Below are 21,737 nucleotides of genomic sequence, written 5' to 3' on the forward strand. Positions count from 1 at the left end.
CTCACGCTCCCGCGGCGACGAGTACGACGGCGATCGCCAGGACGACGGAGCCGGCCAGCAGTGCGCTGAGGTAGGTCTGCACGTTTCCGGTCTGGGCGCGGCGGACGAGCCACCCGAGCCAGTTGGTGCCGGTGCCCGCACCGCGCACATAGGTGTCGACGACCTCCCGGTCGAGGAACCTCACCAGTTCGGCGCCGGCCGTGACCGGGCGGACGAACAGGGCACGGTAGACGGCGTCGAGGTGGAAGCCGGCGGCCGCGGGCCGGTGCAGCGGACCGAGCAGCAGCCGGCCGGGGTCGGCCGGATCGGGCGCGGCCGCGATGTCCCCGTAGGCGGGTTCGTGGCTGGTGATCGCCTCCGCCTCGGACACGGCCGGTTCGGCCTCGGGGTGGACGGCAACGGCACCCATCGGGGCACGTGCGGCCAGGGCCGTCGTGTGCCGCCAGGTGGCGTAGGTGACGAGCCCGCCGACGAGGGCGACACCCGTGCCCAGCACGGCGGTCGTGAAGGTCGGCTGCAGCGGCCGGCCGTCGAACCAGTCGTCGATGAAGCCCGCGGTCAGGCCGAAGGCGAGCGACGGCGCGGCCAGCACCCAGAGGACTGCGGTCATGGCCAGGGGCTGCCGGCCGTGCTCGGGGGCCTCGGCGCCCCGGCCGCGGAACGCGAGCAACCACAGCCGGGTGGCGTACGCGGCGGTGAGGAGGGCGGTGAGCAGCCCCGAGACCAGAACGGCCCAGCCCGCCGCGGCGGGGGCGACGGCGGAGTCGCCGAGCGCGCTGTGCTCGGCGGCCACGAGGACGGCTTCCTTGGAGAAGAAGCCGGCGAAGGGGGGAACAGCGACGAGCGCGAGCAGGGCGATCGTCATCGTCCAGTACGCGTCGGGGATCCGCTTGGTCAGCCCGCTCATCCGGGACATGGCGGCCAGCGAGTTGGTGCCGGCGGCATGGATGATCACACCGGCCGCGAGGAAGAGCAGTGCCTTGAACGCACCGTGCGACAGGAGGTGGAAGACGGCGGCGCCCCGGTCCCCGACCGCCAGGGCACCCGACATGTAGCCGAGCTGGCCGATCGTCGAGTAGGCGAGCACCCGTTTGATGTCGTCCTGGGCGAGGGCGGCAAGGGCGGAGCCGACCATGGTGATCGCGGCCATCACGGCGAGGACGATCAGCGCCGCGGCTGAGGCGGCGAAGACGGGGAGGAGCCGGGCGACGAAGTACACGCCGGCGGCGACCATCGTCGCTGCGTGGATCAGCGCGGAGACCGGGGTCGGGCCGGCCATGGCGTCGGGGAGCCAGGTGTGCAGCGGGAACTGGGCGGACTTGCCCGCGACACCCGCGAGCAGCAGCAGCGCCACCAGGGTCGGATGGTCGATCGCACCCGCCGCGACGGCTCCGAGGACGCCGGTGATGCGGAACGTTCCGGCATCCACCGCGAGCGCGAACAGACCGAACAGGAAGGGGACGTCGCCGAGCTTGGTGACCAGGAACGCCTTCAGGGAGGCGGCCCGTGCCTCGGGCGTCTCCCAGTAGTGGCCGACCAGGAAGTACGAGCAGATGCCCATGATCTCCCAGCCGACCAGCAGCACCATCAGATCGCCCGAGTAGACGACGAGCAGCATCGCGGAGGTGAACAGCGAGACCAGGGCCGCGTAGGACGGGTAGCGCGGGTCGTCGCGCAGATAGGCGGTCGAGTAGATCTGTACGCAGGAGGCGACGACACCGACGAGCACGGCGACCAGGACGGCGAAGCCGTCGAGGTAGAGGGCGAGGTCGACGGGGACCGAGCCGGTGGGGGTGAGCTGGGTGGACGCGCTGATCGGCCGGCCGCCGCCCTGACGCACGGCGACGAGCGCGGCGAGCACCGTGGCGGCGAGCGTCGGCAGTACGGCCAGGGGCCGGACGAATCCGGGCGCCGAACGACCGAGGAGCAGCCCGGCGGCGGCGCCGAGAAAGGGAAGGAGGGGGACGAGAACGGCGAGGGTCGTCGTTGTCACGCGGTGGCCTCGGCCTTCTCCGCCGGGGCGGCGGTGTTGGCCGGTTCGTGGCCTTCGGCGGTGTCGCGGAGCCTGTCGATGTCCGAGGTACCGCGGTTGCGGTACACCATCAGGACGATCGCCAGACCGATGCCGATCTCCGCGGCTGCGATGGCGATGGTGAACAGGGTCAGGGCCTGGCCGCTGTGCAGGGCGTCGCGCAGCCAGACGTCGAAGGCGACGAGGTTGAGGTTGACGGCGTTGAGCATGAGCTCGACCGACATCAGGACCAGGATCGCGTTGCGGCGTGCCAGCACCCCGTACAGCCCCGTGCAGAACAGGAGGACGGAGAGCACCGCTGGATAGGCGAGATGCATCAGCTCTTCCCCTCCCGGTCCTGGGAGTTCTTGCGGGACAGGACGATCGCTCCGACAAGGGCGGCCAGGAGCAGCACGGACAGTGCCTCGAACGGCAGCACCCAGTGCCGGAAGAGGATCTCGCCGGAGACCCGGGTGGAACCCTGGGACGGCCCGTCGAGGTCGATCCACGTCGCGCGGAAGGCGTCGACGACCACCCAGACCAGAGCGGCCGCGGAGGCCACTGCCACGACGAGCGCGGCGGGGCGGTTGCCGGAGTCGGCGTCGGCGGAGCGGCCGATGGGGGCCTTGGTGAGCATCAGTCCGAAGAGGAGGAGGACGACCACGGAGCCGACGTAGATCAGCACCTGCACCCAGGCGATGAACTCGGCGGTCAGCAGGAGGTACTCGACGGCGAGCCCGCCCAGCGCGACGACCAGCCACAGGGCGGCGTGCACCAGTTGCCGGGTCGTGACGGTGAGGACGGCGGCGGCCAGGGTGGCGATACCGACGAGCAGGAAGGCGATCTCGACGCCCGTCGGGGACAGGAAGCCGTTTCCCGTCTGGGCGACGGCGTGCGCAAGGGTCATGCCTGCCCTCCCTCGACCGGCGGAGCGGCCGGGCCGGTGGCGTCCGGCGCACCGGCTGCCTGCTCGGCCTCGGACCTGTCGGCTTCGGCCCGCGCGGCGGCGAGCTTCTCCGCGGCCTTGCGGGCCGCGGCGAGTTCCTTGGGCTCCTCGGCTGCGGGGTCGAGCGCCGGCGGCGCCGGAACCGTCCACATCCACTCGCGGAGCTTGTCCCGTTCATGGGTCAGATCACGGATGTCGGTCTCGGCGTACTCGAACTCCGGCGACCAGAACAGCGCGTCGAAGGGACAGACCTCGATGCAGATACCGCAGTACATGCAGAGGGAGAAGTCGATGGCGAACCGGTCGAGGACGTTGCGGGAGCGCTCACGGCCCCCCGGGGTGACCGCCGGGACCGTCTCCTTGTGGGAGTCGATGTAGATGCACCAGTCGGGGCATTCACGGGCGCAGAGCATGCAGACCGTGCAGTTCTCCTCGAACAGACCGATCACACCGCGCGAGCGGGGCGGGAGTTCGGGCTGCACGTCGGGGTACTGCGCGGTGTGCGCGCGCTTCGTCATCGTCCGCAGGGTGACGGCGAGCCCCTTGGCCAGGCCCGATCCGGGGATACGGGACCGGGAGGGCGGATGGGAGCCGGTCATGACTGCATCACCACCTTGACGACGCCGGTGAGGGCGATCTGGGCGAGGGCGAGCGGAACGAGTGTCGTCCAGGCGAGCCGCTGGAGCTGGTCCTCCCGCAGCCGGGGGTAGGTCACGCGGAGCCAGATCACGATGAAGGCGAGCACCGCGGTCTTCAGCAGGGTCCACAGCCAGCCGAGACCGTCTGCGCCCAACGGGCCGTGCCAGCCGCCGAGGAAGAGGATGGTGGTCAGACCGCAGAGGACGACGATGCCCGCGTACTCGGCGAGCAGGAACAGGGCGAACCGCAGTCCCGTGTACTCCGTGTAAGCGCCGAAGATGATCTCGGAGTCGGCGACCGGCATGTCGAACGGCGGACGCTGAAGCTCGGCGAGACCGGCGACGAAGAAGACCAGGGCGCCGACGATCTGCCAGGGCAGCCACCACCACTCGAAGGCGTTCAGGATGCCGGGAAGGGAGACGGTGCCGGCGGCCATCGCGACGGACGCGGCGGCGAGCAGCATCGGCAGTTCGTAGGCGAGGAGCTGCGCGGCGGTGCGCAGTGCGCCCAGGAGCGAGAACTTGTTGGCCGAGGCCCAGCCCGCCATGAGCGAGCCGAGCACACCGACACCCATGACGGCGAGCACGAAGAAGATGCCCGCGTCGACGATGATCCCGACAGCTCCCTCGCTCGGGCCGATCGGGATCGCGACCAGCACGAGCAGGTACGGGAGGAGCGCGACGGCGGGCGCGAGCTGGAAGACGCGACGGTCCGCCTCGGCCGGGACCACGTCCTCCTTCTGTGCGAACTTCACGCCGTCCGCGACGAGCTGCGCCCAGCCGTGGAAACCACCGGCGTACATGGGGCCGAGCCGGCCCTGCATATGGGCCATCACCTTGTGCTCGGTCTGCCCGATGACGAGGGGCAGCACCAGGAACACGGCGAAGACGGCCAGGAGCCGCAGGGCGACGTCGAGTGCGTCGTTCACGCGCGGTCGCCTCCCGTGGCGTCGTCCGTCCGCGGCCCGGGTCCTTCCTCGGGCCCGCCGTCCGGCCGGGGGGCCGGTGTCGTGGGTGGGGTGGTGGCACCGGCTCCGGGCGTGCCGGCTGCAGGCTCCGGGGCGGGTTCGGAGGTGGTGGCACCGGCTCCGGGCTCCGGGTCGGGCTCGGCCCGGGGCTCGGGCTCCGGTCCGGCACCGGCACCGGCACCGGCCTGATCAGACGTGGGCTCGGGCCGGGTCTCGGACTCGGCCCGCGTCTCGGGCCGCGTCTCGGACTCGGGCCGCGTCTCGGACTCGGGCCGGGTCTCGGACTCGGGCCGGGTCTCGGTGGCACCTGCGCCGTCGGCATCCGGGCCAGGACCGGACTCGGGAGCGGCCCCGGGAGCGGCCTCGGAACCGGACTCGGCCGTCTCCGCCTCGGGACCGGACTCGGTCCCGGTGGCGGCCTCGGCGGCCGACACGGTTCCGGAGCGGGGCCCGGCCGTGGCGTCCTCGGAGGGCCCTGCCTCGACGGCAGGCGCCGTCGGGGCCTGTCCTCCGCCCGGTCCGGGCCGGGACTCCGGGGCCGCCCTCGTCGGCTCCGGCTCGTCGAACGCCGGGCGGGCGTGGTGCCAGGGCGCGTCGGTGCTGCGCCCACGGGGGGCCTCGGCGGACCGGGGTGAGGCATCCCCGGACCGGCTCGCCGAGCCGTCCGCGGCGCTGCGCGAACGGCGGGGCGCGGCTGCCGCACCGTCCGCCTCCGGCCGCTGGCTCGCCGAGCCCTCGGACGCCGACCGCGAGCGGCGCGCGGGGGCCTGACCGGCCGAACCCTCCGCAGCCGTACGCGAACGCCGCTCCGGAGCCCCGGTCGCCCCGGAGCCCTCCCCAGAAACCGGTGTCTGAGGCTCAACCCCGGCGCCGGCCGCCGGCGCACCCTCCGCCGGAGCCGTCGCCTGACTGGCCGAACCCTCCGACACGCTGCGGGTGCGGCGCGGCGGGCGTTCGCCGGCCGCGCGCGGGGCGCGGGCCGGTCGGGCGGGTGCAGGGGGGAGCTGGCCCTTGAGGGGGCCCCACTCGTTCGGGTCGGGGACGCCGGGAGGCAGCATCTGGCGCCGCTTCGGCCCGCCGTGTTCGGACTCGCCCGGCTCCTTCGCACCCGGCCACGCCTTGGCGACCCGCGCCGCGAGCACGAAGTCCTTGCGCAGCGGGTGTCCTTCGAACGTGTCGGGCAGGAGCAGCGGCACCAGGTGCGGATGGCCGGTGAAGTCCACGCCGAACATCTCGTGCGTCTCGCGCTCATGCCAGCCGGCGCCCGCGAAGACCTCCACGGCGGTGGGGAGCACGGGCGCGTCGTGCGGAACGGTCGTACGCAGCATGAGCCTGCGCACGGACGTCCCCTTCTCGCCCTGCTCCAGCGCGACGACGTGCGCGCAGACACGGAAGCCGGTGCCCGGCTCGTCCACGGCGCTGAGCCAGTCGAAGTAGCTACAGCCGAGTTCGTCGCGGGCGACTCGCAGCGCGTCGAGCCAGGAGGCCGCCGGAACGTCCACGGTCAGCAGGTCGTACGCCGCCTCGGCGGTGGCCTCGGCGCCGAAGCGTGCGGCGATGTCCGTCTCGAACGTGCTCACGAGGCGGCTCCCCGGTCGGACCCCCGCCCGGGCGGTGCCTCACCCGACGGTGCTCCGCCGGAGGGGGAGTCCGCGGCGCTCGAGGGCGGTGCGGGCGGGGCCACGAGGCCGCTCCGGAGTTCGCCCACCGAGGCCCGTGCGGGAGCGGCGGCGTACCGCTCGCCCAGAGACTCGCGTGCGATCTTCTCCTGCAGCTTGAGGATGCCCTGGAGCAGCGCTTCGGGCCGGGGCGGGCAGCCGGGGACGTACACGTCGACGGGGATGATCTGGTCGACGCCCTTGGTCACGGAGTACGAGTCCCAGTACGGGCCGCCGCAGTTCGAGCAGGCGCCGAAGGAGATGACGTACTTGGGCTCGGGCATCTGTTCGTACAGCCGCTTCACCGCGGGCGCCATCTTGTCGGTGACCGTGCCCGACACGACCATCAGGTCGGCCTGGCGGGGGCCGGGCGCGAACGGGATCACTCCGAGGCGGATGAAGTCGTGCCGGGCCATCGAAGCGGCGATGAACTCGATCGCACAGCAGGCGAGGCCGAAGTTGAAGACCCACAGGCTGTAGCGGCGGCCCCAGTTCAGGATCACCTTCATCGGCTCGGGTGCGAGCCGGGAGAGGGCTCCCAGCCTCCTGGGCTCCTGCAGCGTCACCGGCTCGGCGCCCGGGGTCTGCGGGGTCACGTCCATGTGAGGACGCCCTTCTTCCATGCATAGAGGATTCCCACGGCCAGGAAGCCGAGGAAGATGAACATCTCCACGAGCGTCGTCGCGCCGTAACCGGGTGCGGCGAAGACCGTGGCCCAGGGGAAGAGGAAGATCGAGTCGACGGCGAAGATCACGTAGAGGAAGGCGTACACGTAGTAGCGGACCTGGGTGTGTGCCCAGCCCTCTCCCACGGGATCGACTCCGCACTCGTACGTGAGCAGCTTCTCCGGCGTCGGTACGACGGGGCGCAGCAGCCGTCCCGCGCCGAACGCCACGGCGACGAAGAGCACGCCGATCAGGGCGAGCAGTCCGACGACGGAGTAGCTCTGGAAGTAGTCGGCCGCGAGCACGGTCGATCCGGGAAGTTTCCGCACGTCCGCCCCTCGCTCCCTGCCCGTTCGACGTTCTGTACGCACGGGAGTCTAGGCCCTGTTAAAGAAACGGTAAGCAGCCGTGCCACTCATCGGACCGGAACGGGCACCGCCCCGGTGGGGATATCCCCCCTCCGCCCCCTCCCACGTACCCCATGGCATGCGCGAACGCGACCGTGCAGGCTGTCCCGCATGACCGCTACCAGCAGTTCTCCCGACGCCCCCGGGTACGGGCTCGACGGGCCGCCGCCGGCCCGCCCCGCCTACGACCGGCACACCTGGAGGGAGATCGCCCATCTCCTCTCCGACCTGCCGGTCGCCCTCGCCGGGTTCGTCTACACGGTGACCGTGGTCGCGGTCGGCGCCGGGCTGTCGGTGACGGTCGTCGGGCTGCCGCTGCTCGCGGGCGGACTGGCCGGCGCACGCCTCCTCGGGCGCGGGGAGCGGGCCCGGGCCCGGGCGCTGCTCGGCGTGCGGGTGGACGAGCCGAGCCGGCTCCCCCGCCGCCCGGGAGCGGGGCTCCTCGGCAGGCTGTGGAACGCGCTGAAGGACCCGGTGGGCTGGCGGACCATGCTGTACGCGTTCATCAGGCTCCCCTGGGCGGTCCTGTCCTTCACCGTCACGCTGGTGGGACTGCTCGTGCTCTGGCCGTTGCTGCCCTTCGTCGTCCGGGCCCTGGCCAACGTCGACCGGGCGATGGTCCGGGGACTGCTCTCGCCGTCCGACGAGCTGGAGCGGCGCATCATGGAGCTGGAGTCCGACCGCGGTGTCATCGTGGACACCGCAGCCGCGGACCTGCGGCGCATCGAACGCGATCTGCACGACGGCGCCCAGGCCCGGCTCGTCGCCCTCGCCATGGGCCTCGGGCTCGCCAAGGAGAAACTGCCGGAGGACCCCGACGCGGCCGCCGCCATGGTCGACGAAGCCCACGGCGAGGTGAAACTGGCCCTCCAGGAGCTCCGCGACCTGGCCCGCGGCATCCACCCGGCCGTCCTCACCGACCGCGGCCTCGACGCCGCACTCTCCTCCCTCGCCTCCCGCTGCACCGTCCCCGTACGCGTCGAGGTGGACCTGCCCACCCGCCCCACGCAGGCCATCGAGGGCATCGCGTACTTCACCGCCTCCGAGCTCCTGCAGAACGTCAGCAAACACAGCGCAGCACGCACCGCCTCCATCGACGTACGGCGACGCGACAACCGCCTGCTGATCCAGGTGACCGACGACGGACACGGCGGAGCAGACCCAGCAGGCGGCGGCCTCGGAGGCCTGACCGAACGACTCGGAGCCGTCGACGGCCAACTCGTCATCGACTCCCCCACCGGCGGACCCACAACCATCACAGCGGAACTCCCCTGGCGCGCGTGACGCCTCCGAGTCGGGGCGGGCACGGGGCATCCGCACGGGAACCCGACCGGTGCGGCCGCGCTCGTCCTCCGGCGGCTGACGGCATGGCCCGGCACGCCCTCCGACCGACGGGGTGGGGAAAACCCCCGGAGAACCCGGAGAAGGGCCACATGGTGCGGGCCCGGCGACACCGCGAGCCTTGAGCGTGAGCACCGCGCACCCGCGGCGCACCACCGCCGACCTGACGAGCAGAACGGACGACACGATGGCCACGGCACACCGATCCGGGACCCGGGTCCACAGCCTCCCCCCGGCGCTGCGGGCCCCGTTCGAGGGCCGCACCTGGCGCGAGTTCGGTTACCTCCTGCTGAGCCTGCCCCTCGGCGTCGTGTTCTTCGCCCTGGCGCTGTCGCTGACCGCGGCCGGTGCCGGGCTGGTGGTCACGTTCCTCGGGATCCCGGTCCTCGCCGGCGCGCTCGCCATGTGCCGGGGCTTCGGTGCGGTGGAGCGCGCCCGTGCGCGGGCGCTGCTCCGGCTCGACGTGGCAGATCCCGCGCCGGTACGGCCACGGAGCGACGGCGCGCTCGGCTGGATGGGCGCCGTGCTGAGGAGCGGGGTGTCCTGGCGGCACCTCCTCTACGCCCTGGTGCACATGCCGTGGGCGGTCTTCGCCTTCTCGGTCTCCCTTTCCTTCTGGAGCTACGGCTGGTGCCTGCTGACGTATCCGCTGTGGCAGTGGGTCTTCCCCGTCTACGCCGGGATCGACGGGCTCCAGCTGTACGGCGACGGCACGCACAGCGTCTACCTCGACTCCCCGTTCGAGCTCGCCGTGACGAGCGCGATCGGACTGCTGCTCACCCTGGTCGCGCCCTGGGTCATCCGCGGTCTGGCCACGGTGGACCGGTTCCTCGTCACCGGGCTGCTCGGCCCCTCCCGGCTCGAGGGCCGGGTCATGGAGCTGGAGTCCGACCGCGGTGTCGTCGTGGACACCGCAGCCGCGGACCTGCGGCGCATCGAACGCGATCTGCACGACGGCGCCCAGGCCCGGCTCGTCGCCCTCGCCATGGGCCTCGGGCTCGCCAAGGAGAAACTGCCGGAGGACCCCGACGCGGCCGCCGCCATGGTCGACGAAGCCCACGGCGAGGTGAAACTGGCCCTCCAGGAGCTCCGCGACCTGGCCCGCGGCATCCACCCGGCCGTCCTCACCGACCGCGGCCTCGACGCCGCACTCTCCTCCCTCGCCTCCCGCTGCACCGTCCCCGTACGCGTCGAGGTGGACCTGCCCACCCGACCCGCGCAGGCCATCGAGGGCATCGCGTACTTCACCGTCTCCGAGCTCCTGCAGAACGTCAGCAAACACAGCGCAGCACGCACGGCCTCCATCGACGTACGGCGACGCGACAACCGCCTGCTGATCCAGGTGACCGACGACGGACACGGCGGAGCAGACCCAGCAGGCGGCGGCCTCGGAGGCCTGACCGAACGACTCGGAGCCGTCGACGGCCTACTCGTCATCGACTCCCCCACCGGCGGACCCACAACCATCACAGCGGAACTCCCCTGGCGCGCGTGACGCCTCCGAGTCGGGGCGGGCACGGGGCATCCGCACGAAAGCCCACCGGATCCGGGCACGGACACGGACCGCTCGCCCGGACCCCACTCCACGCCCGAGGACCGGCACCCGGCCCGCTCGACCTGCGCCGCCGCGGAGGCGAAACGCCTGCCCGGCCGTGTTAACGGTGCGATGCTGGGGGGCGACCGGACTGCGACAGCCGGACGCAGGCCGAGGACCACGCACAACGACCGCAGGGGGACGCACCGCCGTGGAGCACGAGACCGACGCCCTCACGAGGCACGCCGCGCCCCCCGGGAAAGCCGGGGCCGGAGCGCGCGCCGTCCGCGTCGTCATCGCCGAGGACTCCGTACTGCTCCGCGAGGGCCTCACCCGGTTGCTCACCGACCGCGGCCACCACGTCGTCGCGGGCGTCGGGGACGCCGACGCGCTGATCAGGACCATCGGGGACCTGGCCGCGCAGGACGGCCTTCCCGACGTCGTCGTCGCGGACGTGCGGATGCCGCCCACGCACACGGACGAGGGCGTCCGCGCGGCCGTCCGGCTGCGCAGGGACCACCCGGGACTGGGTGTGCTGGTGCTGTCGCAGTACGTGGAGGAGCGGTACGCCACGGAGCTGCTCGCGGGGAACAGCCGCAGTGTGGGCTATCTGCTGAAGGACCGGGTCGCCGAGGTCACGGAGTTCGTGGACGCGGTCGTCCGGGTGGCCGGCGGCGGGACGGCGCTGGACCCGGAGGTCGTGGCGCAGCTGCTGGGGCGGAGCCGGAAGCAGGACGTGCTCGCCGGCCTCACTCCCCGGGAGCGCGAGGTGCTGGGCCTGATGGCGGAGGGCAGGACGAACTCGGCGATCGCACGGCAGCTCGTGGTGAGCGACGGCGCCGTGGAGAAGCACGTGAGCAACATCTTCCTGAAGCTCGGACTGTCCCCCAGTGACGGTGACCATCGGCGTGTACTGGCCGTGCTCACCTATCTGGAATCCTGAACACCTGACACTCTGTCAGGTAGCAACGATCGATCGCGGGGGAGCGTCTTACCGAACGAACCGGGGGGCGAACGGAACATGGCAAACCAGGACACGGCGGTATCTCAGATCGACGTCCGACATGTGAGCGGTCCGGAGAAGGCGATGCTCACGGACGTAGGGTTGACCTTGGAGCGACCGGTGCGCCGGCCGCAGCCCAGCCGCCTCGAGGGAGGTCCAGTTCAGTGACCAGCCAGGTCAGCAGCCCAGCAGAGCACGCGGACGAGGCAGACGAGGCCGGGGAGGCCCTCGTCGGGGGGCAGCGACGGCCTCCCGGCGAGAAGGAAGTACGCCAGCTGGACCGGGTGATCATTCGCTTCGCGGGTGACTCCGGTGACGGTATGCAGCTGACGGGTGACCGTTTCACTTCGGAGACGGCGTCGTACGGGAACGACCTGTCGACCCTGCCCAACTTCCCGGCCGAGATCCGGGCGCCCGCCGGCACCCTTCCGGGCGTGTCCAGCTTCCAGGTGCATTTCGCCGACCACGACATCCTCACCCCCGGCGACGCACCCCATGTGCTGGTGGCGATGAACCCGGCCGCGCTGAAGGCCAACATCGCCGATGTGCCGCGCGGCGGCGAGATCATCGTCAACACCGACGAATTCGCCAAGCGCGCGATGGCCAAGGTCGGCTACGAGACCTCCCCCCTGGAGGACGGCTCGCTGGACGGCTACAGCGTGCACCCCGTCCCCCTGACCACGCTCACGATCGAGGCGCTCAAGGAGTTCGGTCTCTCCCGCAAGGAGGCCGAGCGGTCCAAGAACATGTTCGCGCTCGGCCTGCTGTCGTGGATGTACCACCGGCCGACCGAGGGCACCGAGAAGTTCCTGAGAGCCAAGTTCGCCAAGAAGCCGCAGATCGCCGAGGCGAACGTGGCGGCGTTCCGGGCCGGCTGGAACTTCGGGGAGACGACCGAGGACTTCGCCGTCTCCTACGAGGTCGCGCCCGCCGACACCGCGTTCCCGACCGGCACGTACCGCAACATCTCCGGGAACCTGGCCCTGTCCTACGGGCTGATCGCCGCGTCCCGGCAGGCCGACCTGCCGCTGTATCTGGGCTCGTACCCGATCACCCCGGCCTCGGACATCCTGCACGAGCTGTCCCGGCACAAGAACTTCGGCGTGCGCACCTTCCAGGCGGAGGACGAGATCGCCGGCATCGGCGCGGCGCTCGGTGCCGCGTTCGGCGGCTCGCTCGCCGTGACCACCACGTCCGGCCCCGGTGTGGCGCTGAAGTCGGAGACCGTCGGCCTGGCGGTGTCGCTGGAGCTGCCGCTGCTGGTCGTCGACATCCAGCGCGGCGGGCCCTCGACCGGTCTGCCGACCAAGACCGAGCAGGCCGACCTGCTGCAGGCGATGTACGGCCGCAACGGCGAGGCTCCGGTGCCGGTGGTCGCGCCCCGCACCCCGGCGGACTGCTTCGACGCGGCACTGGACGCGGCCCGGATCGCGCTGACGTACCGCACCCCGGTGCTCCTGCTGTCCGACGGGTACCTCGCCAACGGCTCCGAGCCGTGGCGGATCCCGGACCTCGACGAGCTGCCGGACCTGCGGACCCAGTTCGCCACGGGCCCGAACCACACCCTCGACGACGGCACCGAGGTGTTCTGGCCCTACAAACGGGATCCGCAGACGCTTGCCCGCCCGTGGGCGGTGCCCGGCACACCGGGGCTGGAGCACCGGATCGGCGGCATCGAGAAGCAGGACGGCACCGGAAACATCTCCTACGACCCGGCGAACCACGACCTCATGGTCCGCACCCGGCAGGCCAAGATCGACGGCATCGAGGTCCCGGACGTCGAGGTCGACGACCCGGACGGCGCGAGGACGCTGGTCCTCGGCTGGGGTTCCACGTACGGGCCGATCACCGCGGCGGTCCGCCGCATCCGCCGGGAGGGCGGCGCCGTGGCGCAGGCCCATCTGCGGCACCTCAACCCGTTCCCCGGGAATCTCGGGGAGGTCCTCGGGCGTTACGACAAGGTAGTGGTGCCGGAGATGAACCTCGGCCAGCTCGCCACGCTGATCCGGGCGAGGTTCCTGGTAGACGCGCACTCGTACAACCAGGTCAACGGAATGCCGTTCAAGGCCGAGCAGCTCGCGGCGGCTCTCAAGGAGGCCATCGATGACTGAGACAGCGTCCACACTGCTGTCCCTGGTTCCCAAGGCCGAGGCCAAGCAGTCCATGAAGGACTTCAAGTCGGACCAGGAGGTCCGCTGGTGTCCGGGCTGCGGTGACTACGCGATCCTCGCCGCCGTGCAGGGGTTCATGCCCGAGCTCGGCCTGGCGAAGGAGAACATCGTCTTCGTCTCCGGCATCGGCTGTTCCTCCCGCTTCCCGTACTACATGAACACCTACGGGATGCACTCGATCCACGGCCGCGCCCCCGCGATCGCGACCGGCCTCGCCTCCTCCCGCCGCGACCTCAGCGTGTGGGTCGTCACGGGTGACGGGGACGCGCTGTCCATCGGCGGCAACCACCTCATCCACGCCCTCCGCCGCAACGTCAACCTCAAGATCCTGCTGTTCAACAACCGGATCTACGGTCTGACGAAGGGCCAGTACTCCCCTACCTCCGAGCTCGGCAAGATCACCAAATCGACCCCGATGGGCTCGCTGGACGCACCGTTCAACCCGGTGTCACTGGCCATCGGCGCCGAGGCGTCGTTCGTCGCCCGCACGATCGACTCCGACCGCAAGCACCTCACCGAGGTGCTGCGCGCGGCGGCGGACCACCCGGGCACGGCCCTCGTGGAGATCTACCAGAACTGCAACATCTTCAACGACGGCGCCTTCGAAGCCCTGAAGGACAAGGAGCAGGCCGAGGAGGCGGTGATCCGGCTGGAGCACGGACAGCCGATCCGCTTCGGCGGCGGCGACTCCAAGGGCGTGGTGCGGGACCAGGCCACCGGCGATCTCAAGGTCGTCACGGTCACCGCCGAGAACGAGGCGCAGATCCTGGTCCACGACGCCCACAGCGCCAGCCCGACGACCGCGTTCGCGCTGTCCCGGCTGGCCGACCCGGACACGCTGCACCAGACGCCCATCGGGGTGTTCCGCAGCGTCGAGCGCCCCGTCTACGACACCCTGATGGCCGACCAGCTCGATGCCGCGATCGAGCAGAACGGCAAGGGCGACCTGGGGGCCCTGCTCTCGGGCAACGACACCTGGACCGTCGTCGGCTGACGCGGCTCCCCCCGCGGACACCGGGCCCGGACCTCCGATCAGGAGGTCCGGGCCCCGTCGTACTCCGCGCGTGCCCGCTCCACGTCGCCGAGCCGCCGCTCGGCCCACCGCGCCAGCGCCCACACCTGTTCGCCGGCCTCGCGGCCGAGGTCCGTGAGGGAGTAGTCGACGCGCGGCGGGATGACGGGTTTGGCGTCGCGGTGCACGAACCCGTCGCGTTCCAGCGTCTGCAAGGTCTGCGCCAGCATCTTCTCGCTGACGCCGCCGATGGCGCGGCGCAGTTCGCTGAAGCGGTACGAGCGCTCCAGCAGCGCGGCCAGCGCCAGGACGCCCCACCTGCTGGTGACGTGCTCCAGTACCACGCGGGACGGGCACAGCTTCTCGTTGACGTCGGGCCTCCACGCGGGAATGGCTGCGACCTGCGGGCTCACGCTCATATCAGTACCTTACTTCAAAGTGGGTACTTTCGAATAAACAGCGCTAGCCGTAGCGTCGGTGCCGAAGCCCCAGCGAACGGAGAACCCACATGAGCATCGTCGTCACCGGAGCCACCGGACGCCTCGGCCGCCTCGTCGTCGAGCGCCTCCTGGAGACGGGCGTACCGGCCGCCGGCATCGCCGCGGTGGTGCGCGACAAGGACAAGGCCGCGGACCTCGCGGCACACGGAATCGAGCTGCGCGTCGCCGACTACGACGCCCCCGCGACGCTCGCCGGCGCCTTCCGCACCGGCGACCGGGTCCTGCTGGTCTCCGGGAACGAGGTGGGGCGGCGCGTTCCGCAGCACACGGACACGGCCGTCGTCGCCGCCGCGCGGGCTGCGGGCGTCGCCCAGCTCGCGTACACGGGCATCCTGGGCGGCCCCGAGGCGGACTTCGAGCTCGCGGCCGAGCACAGGGCCACCGAGCAGGCGATCCTCGACTCCGGCCTGCCGTACACCTTCCTGCGCAACGGCTGGTACACCGAGAACCACACGGAGCGGCTCACCCCGATCCTGGAGCACGGCGCGGTCGTCGCCAACGCGGGCGAGGGCAGGATCGCCTCCGCCGAGCGCGCCGACTACGCGGCCGCGGCGGCAGCCGTCCTCACCGGGGAGGGCCATCTCGGCCGGGCCTACGAGCTCAGCGGCGACACCGCCTGGTCGCTGGCCGAGTACGCGGCCGAGGTCGCGAAGCAGTCGGGCAGGGAGATCGCCCACCGGAACGTCCCCGCCGAGACGCACCTGGAGATCCTCACCGGTGCCGGCGTGCCCGCACCCTTCGCCGCGATCCTCGTCGACGTGGACCGCGCCGTCGAACGGGGCCTGCTGGCCCGCGGGGACGGCGACCTCGCCCGCCTCATCGGCCGGCCGACCACCCCGCTCGCGGAGACCGCCGCGACGGCCCTGGCACACCACTGAACACCACGTCATGACCGTATGGCGATACGGACATGACAGCCCGCCCTGCTCGGCGCTACCTTCGACCAGGACAGCGCGGTGCAGGGCGGCGGGAGGGCAAGTGAAGGCGGACAACGAGCAGCGCATGGGCCTGCTGTACGGGATGGGCGCCTACGGGATGTGGGGGCTGGTGCCGCTCTTCTGGCCGCTGCTGAAGCCGGCCGGCGCCGTCGAGATCCTCGCCCATCGCATGGTCTGGTCGCTGGCGGTCGTCGGCGTCGCCCTGCTGGTGCTGCGCCGCTGGGGATGGCTGCGCCCCCTGCTGCGCGACCCGCGCAAGCTGGGGCTGATCACCGTCGCCGCCGCCGTGATCACGGTCAACTGGGGCGTGTACATCTGGGCCGTCAACGCGGGCCAGGTGGTGGAGGCGTCGCTCGGCTACTTCATCAACCCCCTGGTCACCATCGCCATGGGCGTGCTGCTGCTGAAGGAGCGGCTGCGGCCCGCGCAGTGGACGGCCGTCGGCGTCGGCCTGGCCGCGGTGCTCGTACTCACGGTCGGGTACGGACGGCCGCCGTGGATCTCACTGGTCCTGGCCTTCTCGTTCGCCGTCTACGGGCTGCTGAAGAAGAAGACCAACATCGGCGGCCTGGAGTCGCTGGCCGCCGAGACCGCGGTGCAGTTCCTGCCGGCCCTCGCCTATCTGCTGTGGCTGGGCTCCCGGGGCGCGGCCGACTTCGGCGCGCACGGTGCCGGCCACGCCGCGCTGCTCGCCGCCACCGGAGTCGTCACCGCCGTACCGCTGATCTGCTTCGGCGCGGCCGCGATCCGGGTGCCGCTGTCGACGCTGGGGCTCCTGCAGTACCTGGCGCCGGTGTTCCAGTTCCTGCTGGGCGTCCTCTACTTCCACGAGGCCATGCCAGCCGAGCGGTGGGCCGGCTTCTCGCTGGTGTGGCTGGCGCTGACGATCCTCACCTGGGACGCGCTGCGCAACGCCCGTCGTACCCGGGCCGAGGCGGCGCGCCTCGCGGCCGCGGCCCGGGCCGCGGCCGCGGCGGGAGCCGCACCCCAGGCACCGGCTTCCCCGGAATCCGCGACCGTGCGGCGGCCGGAGCCTGCGGCCTGACGACGGACGGAGAGTCCGCGGCGCGTCCGTACCGCGGTGCACGCGACGTCCGGCCGTGCGGCCGGCGGCGCGTCAGCCCCCTCCGGGAAGTGTGATGTTCGTCAACCGCTCCACGACCGCCCGCCAGCGCCCACGCGGCTCCTCTATAACGGGTCGCATGACGTTGCACTGGAAGCTCGTGATCGACGCAACCGATCCGCTCGCCCAGGCCGACTTCTGGTCCGGGGCCCTCGGCTACCGAACGGAGGACAACAGCGCCCTGATCGAGGGCCTGTTGGAGCGGGGCACCGTCCCCGAGGCCCTGACCACCGAGTGGCACGGCCGCCGCGCATGGCGGGATCTGGCCGCCGTCCGGCATCCGGACGACCCGTACGAGGAGGCGACCGGCACGGGACTCGGCAGGCGGCTGCTGTTCCAGCGGGTGCCGGAGGCCAAGACGGCCAAGAACCGCCTCCACCTCGACCTCCACCCCGGCCCGGGCCGGCGTGACGAGGAGGTGTCCCGGCTGGAGGAACTCGGTGCGAGCGTGCTGCGCAGGGTGAAGGAACCGGGCGGGGAGTGGTGCGTGATGCAGGACCCGGAGGGCAACGAGTTCTGCGTCCACTAGGGCGAAACACGCCCGTCCCTGCACCCGCACGCGGCCGCGGCCGCGGGGGCACAGTGCCCGCAGCCGGGAGGCAGCGGGCTGCACTTGCTCAAAAAGCCTTGTGGACTTGACCGTTCCGAGATGTCCGTCTATCGAACCCGACTGACCGGTTTCCGCCCTTGACGGTCAGTCATCATCTCACTGAACATTCAGCACACAGCCGCACCGCACACTGCCGTACCGCGCACAGCTCCAGCACCCTGCGACGCCGTCGTCGCGGGGAGTCCCGCACGTTCCGTCCTGTCCCCGTACGGAATCCGGAGCCCCCACATGAGTCACTCCGCGCACAGACGTACCGCCGCCGCCGCGGCACTGGCCCTCGCCGGGCTGCTCACCGCGGCCGTTCCGGCGACCGCGGCCGGTGGACCACCCGCCTCCGCACCCGACTCCCGGGCGAGCGCCGCCACTTCCCCGGCGGCGCTCGCCGCGCCGGACATACCACTCGCCAACGTCAAGGCCCATCTGTCCGAACTGCAGTCCATCGCCGGTGCCAACGGCGGCAACCGCGCCCACGGCCGGCCCGGCTACAAGGCGTCGATCGACTATGTGAAGGCCAAGCTGGACGCGGCCGGATTCACCACCACCGTCCAGCAGTTCACCTCCTCGGGCGCCACCGGCTACAACCTGATCGCCGACTGGCCGGGCGGCGACCCCAACCAGGTGCTGATGGCCGGGGCCCATCTCGACTCCGTGAGCTCGGGACCGGGAATGAACGACAACGGCTCCGGTTCGGCCGGTGTGCTGGAGACGGCACTCGCCGTCTCCCGGGCCCAGCTGCAACCGGAGAAGCATCTGCGCTTCGCCTGGTGGGGAGCGGAGGAGCTGGGGCTCGTCGGCTCCCGGTACTACGTCAACAACCTCCCCTCCGCCGAGCGTTCGAAGGTCTCCGGCTATCTCAACTTCGACATGATCGGGTCGCCGAACCCCGGCTACTTCGTCTACGACGACGACCCGGCGATCGAGCAGACCTTCAAGGACTTCTACGCCGGACTCGGTGTACCGACCGAGATCGAGACCGAGGGCGACGGCCGTTCGGACCACGCCTCGTTCAAGAACGTCGGCATAGCGGTGGGCGGTCTGTTCACCGGCGCCAGCCGCACCAAGTCGAGCGCGCAGGCCCAGAAGTGGGGCGGTACGGCCGGACAGGCCTTCGACCGCTGCTACCACTCGTCCTGCGACACCACGTCGAACATCAACGACACCGCGCTCGACCGGAACAGCGACGCCATCGCACACGCCGTCTGGACCCTGTCCGCCGGGTCGACCGTTCCGCCCGGCGACGTCTACGAGGCCACCGCGGACGTCGCCATCCCGGACAACGGCGCCGCCGTGACCTCGTCCGTCACCGTCTCCGGCCGCACGGGCAACGCGCCGGCCACCCTGAAGGTGGGCGTGGACATCAAGCACACCTGGCGCGGTGACCTCGTCATCGACCTGCTGGCACCGGACGGCACCGCGTACCGCCTGAAGAACTCCAGCGGCAGCGACTCCGCGGACAACGTCATCGCCACGTACACCGTGAACGCCTCCAGCGAGGTGGCCAACGGCACCTGGAACCTGCGGGTCCAGGACGTCGCCCGCTACGACACCGGCTACATCGACAGCTGGCAGCTCACCTTCTGAGCCGGCGGCACCCTCGGACCCACCCCCCACAGGCCGCATGCGCACAAGAACACCGTGTGCGCATGCGGTCGTCCACGGGGCCGGGGCACGTACAAGAGTGCGGGACGGCCGTGGAGCGCCCCGCACCCCGGCCGTGCTACTTCGCCGCGTTCGCCGCCTTGACGAGGGCGTCCTGGGTGACCGCGCCGACGTACACCTTGCCGCCGTCGGTCATCAGGGCGTTGACCAGACGGGTCTTGAAGACCGTGCCGGTGCCGAAGTCGCCCTCGACCCGGTCGCCGAGGGCGTCCAGGAACTGCTGGGCCTCCGGCGGGGCGTCGCCCGGCTTCGCGGCGGTGGAGCCCTTGCCGCCCGAGGTGGTGATCTCGGCGATGGCGGTCCAGCCCTCACCGATGACGTTCACCCCCCGGCCGTCCTCGCCGGCCAGACCGGCCGGCCCCGGGCCCTCGAGGCCCGTCAGGCCCTCGGCGTGCTTGGGCGCACCTTTCTCGCGGCTGTTGAGCTCGTCCGCCTCGGTGACCTTCGCGCCCTTCGGCGGGGTGAAGTCGAAGGTCGACGCGGCGGGCCGGGAGAAGTCGACCTTGGTGAAGCCCGCGTCGACCACTGCCTTGCCGCCGCCGCTGGGCAGCAGGGTGAACTTCAGCGGCACGCCGTTCTCCGCGTCCACCGCGATCCTGACGGAGTCGACGGTCGAGCCGCTCTGCTTGGGCTCGACGAGCAGCTGGTACGCGTCGCGGCCCGCGATCCGGGCCGTGCCGTCGACGGTCACCGAGGTGGTGTCTCCGGCCGCCTTCAGCACCTCGTCGGCGAGGTCCTTCGGGGTGGCGGGCAGCTCCTTCGGGGCCCGCTGCTCCCGCTCGGCGCCCGCCCCGGCGTCCTTGCCGTGGAAGACCTCGTCGGACCCGCTGTCGTACGCCCAGACGTCGTCGCCGTTGTGGATGACGCTGTACTCCGAGGCCTCGCCCAGGATCGACAGCTTCTGCCGGTCGGGGCCGTCGGCCGCGATCCGCAGTGTGTGGGTGCCGGACGCCAGTTCCATCAGCTTGGCCTCGGGCGAGGCGGACGAACCGCCGTCGCCGCCCCCGGGTGCGAGGCCGCCCGCGGCGCCGCCGGCCAGCCCGCCGAGCGACGGGAGTCCCAGGTCGGTGCTGATCTTGACCGTGCCGGACAGCTGCTCGGTGTCCGACGCCGCGATCTTCGCGATGAGCTCCTGTGCCGTGATGTCCGGCAGATCGGGGTCGCCGGACGCGGCGAGCGCCGGGACGAGCCCGATGGTCGCCGCGGCGACTCCCGCCACCGCGACCGGGACGGCGTAGCGCGCCGCCTTGCGGCGGGCGACGCTGTCCTCCCCTGCCTCGTCGGTGGTCCGTGCGGTGTCGTTCGGTGCCATGGTGTGCCCTACCTCCGTGATCGGCGGCGTCGTCCGTCCAGTGCACGAGTCCACCCCGCGCCGCCATTCTCACCCGTATCGGTCGGTCCGGTGAGGAGTGGTTGTCTCCATCTGACCAAATGGGGCCGCCGCACGCGTCAGCCCCCGGGATCAACTCCGCGTACTGCTGCGGTATGAGCCGATGGCCGGTTCCGTCACCCGTCCAGTAGGGGTCGGGAGGAGGCGGGCGTCAGCCCGCGCGGTGGACCACCGCGTCGCACAGCTCCTCCAGCGCGGCCCTCGCGGTGCACTCGGGGAGCGCCGCCAGCATCGCGCGAGCCTCCTGCGCGTACCGCACGGTGTCGCGCCGGGCCTGCTCGAGAGCCGAGTGGACCCGCAGCCGCGCCAGTGCCTCGGCGTGCCGGGCGTCGTCCGTCAGATCGCCGGCGAGCAGCTCGAGGAGCTCCAGGTCCTCGGGCCGGCCGTGCGCGGCCGCCTGCTCCTGCAACCGGAGCACCGGCAGGGTGGCGATGCCCTCGCGCAGATCGGTGCCGGGAGTCTTCCCGGACTCGTGGGAGTCGGACGCGATGTCGAGGACGTCGTCGGCGAGCTGGAAGGCGACACCGAGGCGCTCGCCGTACTGGGTGAGGACGTCGGTGATCCGCTCGTCGGCGCCCGACATCATCGCGCCGAAACGGCAGGACACGGCAACCAGCGATCCCGTCTTGCCCCGGAGGACGTCCAGGTAGTGCTCGACCGGGTCGCGGCCGTCGCGGGGACCGGCCGTCTCCAGGATCTGGCCGGTCACGAGACGTTCGAACGCCTCGGCCTGGATACGGACCGCCTCGGGGCCGAGGTCGGCCAGGATGTGCGAGGCTCGGGCGAAGAGGAAGTCGCCGGTGAGGACGGCCAGGGAGTTCCCCCAGCGGACGTTGGCGCTGGGCACCCCACGACGCACCTCGGCCTCGTCCATCACGTCGTCGTGGTACAGCGTCGCCAGGTGGGTGAGCTCGACGACGACGGCCGAGGGCACGATCCCCGGTGCGTCCGGGTCGCCGAACTGGGCGGCCAACATCACCAGGAGCGGCCGGAACCGCTTCCCGCCGGCCCGGACGAGGTGCTGCGCGGCCTCCGTGATGAAGGGCACCTCGCTCTTGGTGGCGTCGAGCAGCCCCGACTCGACAGCCGCCAATCCGGTCTGGACATCGGCCTCAAGAGCCTGGTCCCGCACGCTCAGCCCGAACGGCCCGACGACGGTCACG

20 protein-coding genes are annotated in these 21,737 nt (G+C 71.7%); 9 read left to right on the forward strand and 11 right to left on the reverse strand.

Annotation, left to right across the window (positions count from 1 at the left end):
• Position 1 precedes the first annotated feature (1 nt).
• From FEF34_RS15475 to FEF34_RS15515, 8 genes are read right to left on the reverse strand one after another with little or no spacing between them, the layout of a single operon-like run.
• A complete protein-coding gene (locus FEF34_RS15475; RefSeq protein ID WP_138053710.1) occupies positions 2–1,993 on the reverse strand; it encodes an NADH-quinone oxidoreductase subunit 5 family protein in 1,992 nt (663 codons plus the stop codon).
• Complete coding sequence (gene nuoK / locus FEF34_RS15480; RefSeq protein WP_138053711.1) at positions 1,990–2,349, reverse strand: NADH-quinone oxidoreductase subunit NuoK; 360 nt, start codon at positions 2,347–2,349, stop codon at positions 1,990–1,992. The genes FEF34_RS15475 and nuoK overlap by 4 nt, the downstream gene beginning before the upstream one ends.
• Entirely contained in the window at positions 2,349–2,918 is a 570-nt protein-coding gene (locus FEF34_RS15485; RefSeq protein WP_138053712.1) for an NADH-quinone oxidoreductase subunit J family protein, read from the reverse strand. The genes nuoK and FEF34_RS15485 overlap by 1 nt, the downstream gene beginning before the upstream one ends.
• Positions 2,915–3,556, reverse strand: a complete 642-nt coding sequence (locus FEF34_RS15490) for a NuoI/complex I 23 kDa subunit family protein (RefSeq protein WP_138057504.1) — start codon at positions 3,554–3,556, stop codon at positions 2,915–2,917. The genes FEF34_RS15485 and FEF34_RS15490 overlap by 4 nt, the downstream gene beginning before the upstream one ends.
• Positions 3,553–4,524, reverse strand: a complete 972-nt coding sequence (locus tag FEF34_RS15495) for a complex I subunit 1/NuoH family protein (RefSeq protein ID WP_138053713.1) — start codon at positions 4,522–4,524, stop codon at positions 3,553–3,555. Before FEF34_RS15495 ends, FEF34_RS15490 begins: the two co-directional genes overlap by 4 nt.
• On the reverse strand, positions 4,521–6,143 hold the full coding sequence (locus FEF34_RS15505; RefSeq protein ID WP_171052962.1) for an NADH-quinone oxidoreductase subunit C: 1,623 nt from the start codon (positions 6,141–6,143) through the stop codon (positions 4,521–4,523). Before FEF34_RS15505 ends, FEF34_RS15495 begins: the two co-directional genes overlap by 4 nt.
• Positions 6,140–6,823, reverse strand: a complete 684-nt coding sequence (locus FEF34_RS15510) for an NADH-quinone oxidoreductase subunit B (RefSeq protein ID WP_138053715.1) — start codon at positions 6,821–6,823, stop codon at positions 6,140–6,142. Before FEF34_RS15510 ends, FEF34_RS15505 begins: the two co-directional genes overlap by 4 nt.
• Entirely contained in the window at positions 6,814–7,215 is a 402-nt protein-coding gene (locus FEF34_RS15515; protein WP_138053716.1) for an NADH-quinone oxidoreductase subunit A, read from the reverse strand. Before FEF34_RS15515 ends, FEF34_RS15510 begins: the two co-directional genes overlap by 10 nt.
• A 189-nt stretch (positions 7,216–7,404) precedes the next feature.
• Between FEF34_RS15515 and FEF34_RS15520 the strand changes: the two genes are divergently transcribed.
• From FEF34_RS15520 to FEF34_RS15540, 5 genes are all read left to right on the forward strand, one after another.
• Positions 7,405–8,577 (forward strand): sensor histidine kinase, encoded by a 1,173-nt coding sequence (locus FEF34_RS15520; protein ID WP_138053717.1) that lies wholly within the window; start codon positions 7,405–7,407, stop codon positions 8,575–8,577.
• 244 nt (positions 8,578–8,821) lie between these two features.
• Positions 8,822–10,129, forward strand: a complete 1,308-nt coding sequence (locus FEF34_RS15525) for a sensor histidine kinase (RefSeq protein WP_138057505.1) — start codon at positions 8,822–8,824, stop codon at positions 10,127–10,129.
• 334 nt (positions 10,130–10,463) lie between these two features.
• Positions 10,464–11,111 carry a response regulator transcription factor gene (locus tag FEF34_RS15530; protein ID WP_138057506.1) on the forward strand — a complete coding sequence of 216 codons (648 nt, stop codon included), beginning with the start codon at positions 10,464–10,466 and terminating at the stop codon, positions 11,109–11,111.
• A 224-nt stretch (positions 11,112–11,335) separates the two neighbouring features.
• Positions 11,336–13,282: a 2-oxoacid:acceptor oxidoreductase subunit alpha gene (locus FEF34_RS15535; protein WP_138053718.1), complete on the forward strand. Its 1,947-nt coding sequence runs from the start codon at positions 11,336–11,338 to the stop codon at positions 13,280–13,282.
• Positions 13,275–14,336: a 2-oxoacid:ferredoxin oxidoreductase subunit beta gene (locus FEF34_RS15540; protein ID WP_138053719.1), complete on the forward strand. Its 1,062-nt coding sequence runs from the start codon at positions 13,275–13,277 to the stop codon at positions 14,334–14,336. Before FEF34_RS15535 ends, FEF34_RS15540 begins: the two co-directional genes overlap by 8 nt.
• A 38-nt stretch (positions 14,337–14,374) precedes the next feature.
• Here FEF34_RS15540 and FEF34_RS15545 read toward each other — a convergent pair whose 3' ends face one another.
• Positions 14,375–14,773, reverse strand: a complete 399-nt coding sequence (locus FEF34_RS15545) for a winged helix-turn-helix transcriptional regulator (RefSeq protein WP_138053720.1) — start codon at positions 14,771–14,773, stop codon at positions 14,375–14,377.
• A gap of 89 nt (positions 14,774–14,862) precedes the next feature.
• Here FEF34_RS15545 and FEF34_RS15550 point away from each other — a divergent pair, with 89 nt between their 5' ends.
• From FEF34_RS15550 to FEF34_RS15565, 4 genes are all read left to right on the forward strand, one after another.
• Positions 14,863–15,732, forward strand: coding sequence for an NAD(P)H-binding protein (locus FEF34_RS15550; RefSeq protein ID WP_138053721.1), 870 nt, complete (start codon positions 14,863–14,865; stop codon positions 15,730–15,732).
• A gap of 100 nt (positions 15,733–15,832) precedes the next feature.
• Positions 15,833–16,837, forward strand: coding sequence for an EamA family transporter RarD (rarD, locus tag FEF34_RS15555; RefSeq protein ID WP_138053722.1), 1,005 nt, complete (start codon positions 15,833–15,835; stop codon positions 16,835–16,837).
• Positions 16,838–16,994: 157 nt separating this feature from the next.
• Positions 16,995–17,444, forward strand: coding sequence for a VOC family protein (locus FEF34_RS15560; protein ID WP_138053723.1), 450 nt, complete (start codon positions 16,995–16,997; stop codon positions 17,442–17,444).
• Positions 17,445–17,753: 309 nt separating this feature from the next.
• The gene (locus FEF34_RS15565; RefSeq protein WP_138053724.1) at positions 17,754–19,106 is read left to right on the forward strand and encodes a M28 family metallopeptidase; all 1,353 of its coding nucleotides are present in this window, start codon (positions 17,754–17,756) and stop codon (positions 19,104–19,106) included.
• 136 nt (positions 19,107–19,242) lie between these two features.
• Here the strand turns inward: FEF34_RS15565 and FEF34_RS15570 are convergent, their stop codons facing one another.
• Both FEF34_RS15570 and FEF34_RS15575 read right to left on the reverse strand, forming a co-directional pair.
• Positions 19,243–20,496 carry a LolA family protein gene (locus tag FEF34_RS15570; protein ID WP_138053725.1) on the reverse strand — a complete coding sequence of 418 codons (1,254 nt, stop codon included), beginning with the start codon at positions 20,494–20,496 and terminating at the stop codon, positions 19,243–19,245.
• A 229-nt stretch (positions 20,497–20,725) separates the two neighbouring features.
• Positions 20,726–21,736, reverse strand: a complete 1,011-nt coding sequence (locus FEF34_RS15575; protein WP_138053726.1) for a polyprenyl synthetase family protein — start codon at positions 21,734–21,736, stop codon at positions 20,726–20,728.
• Position 21,737: the final 1 nt, after the last annotated feature.

The organism is Streptomyces marianii, assembly GCF_005795905.1.
Classification (GTDB): Bacteria; Actinomycetota; Actinomycetes; order Streptomycetales; family Streptomycetaceae; genus Streptomyces; species Streptomyces marianii.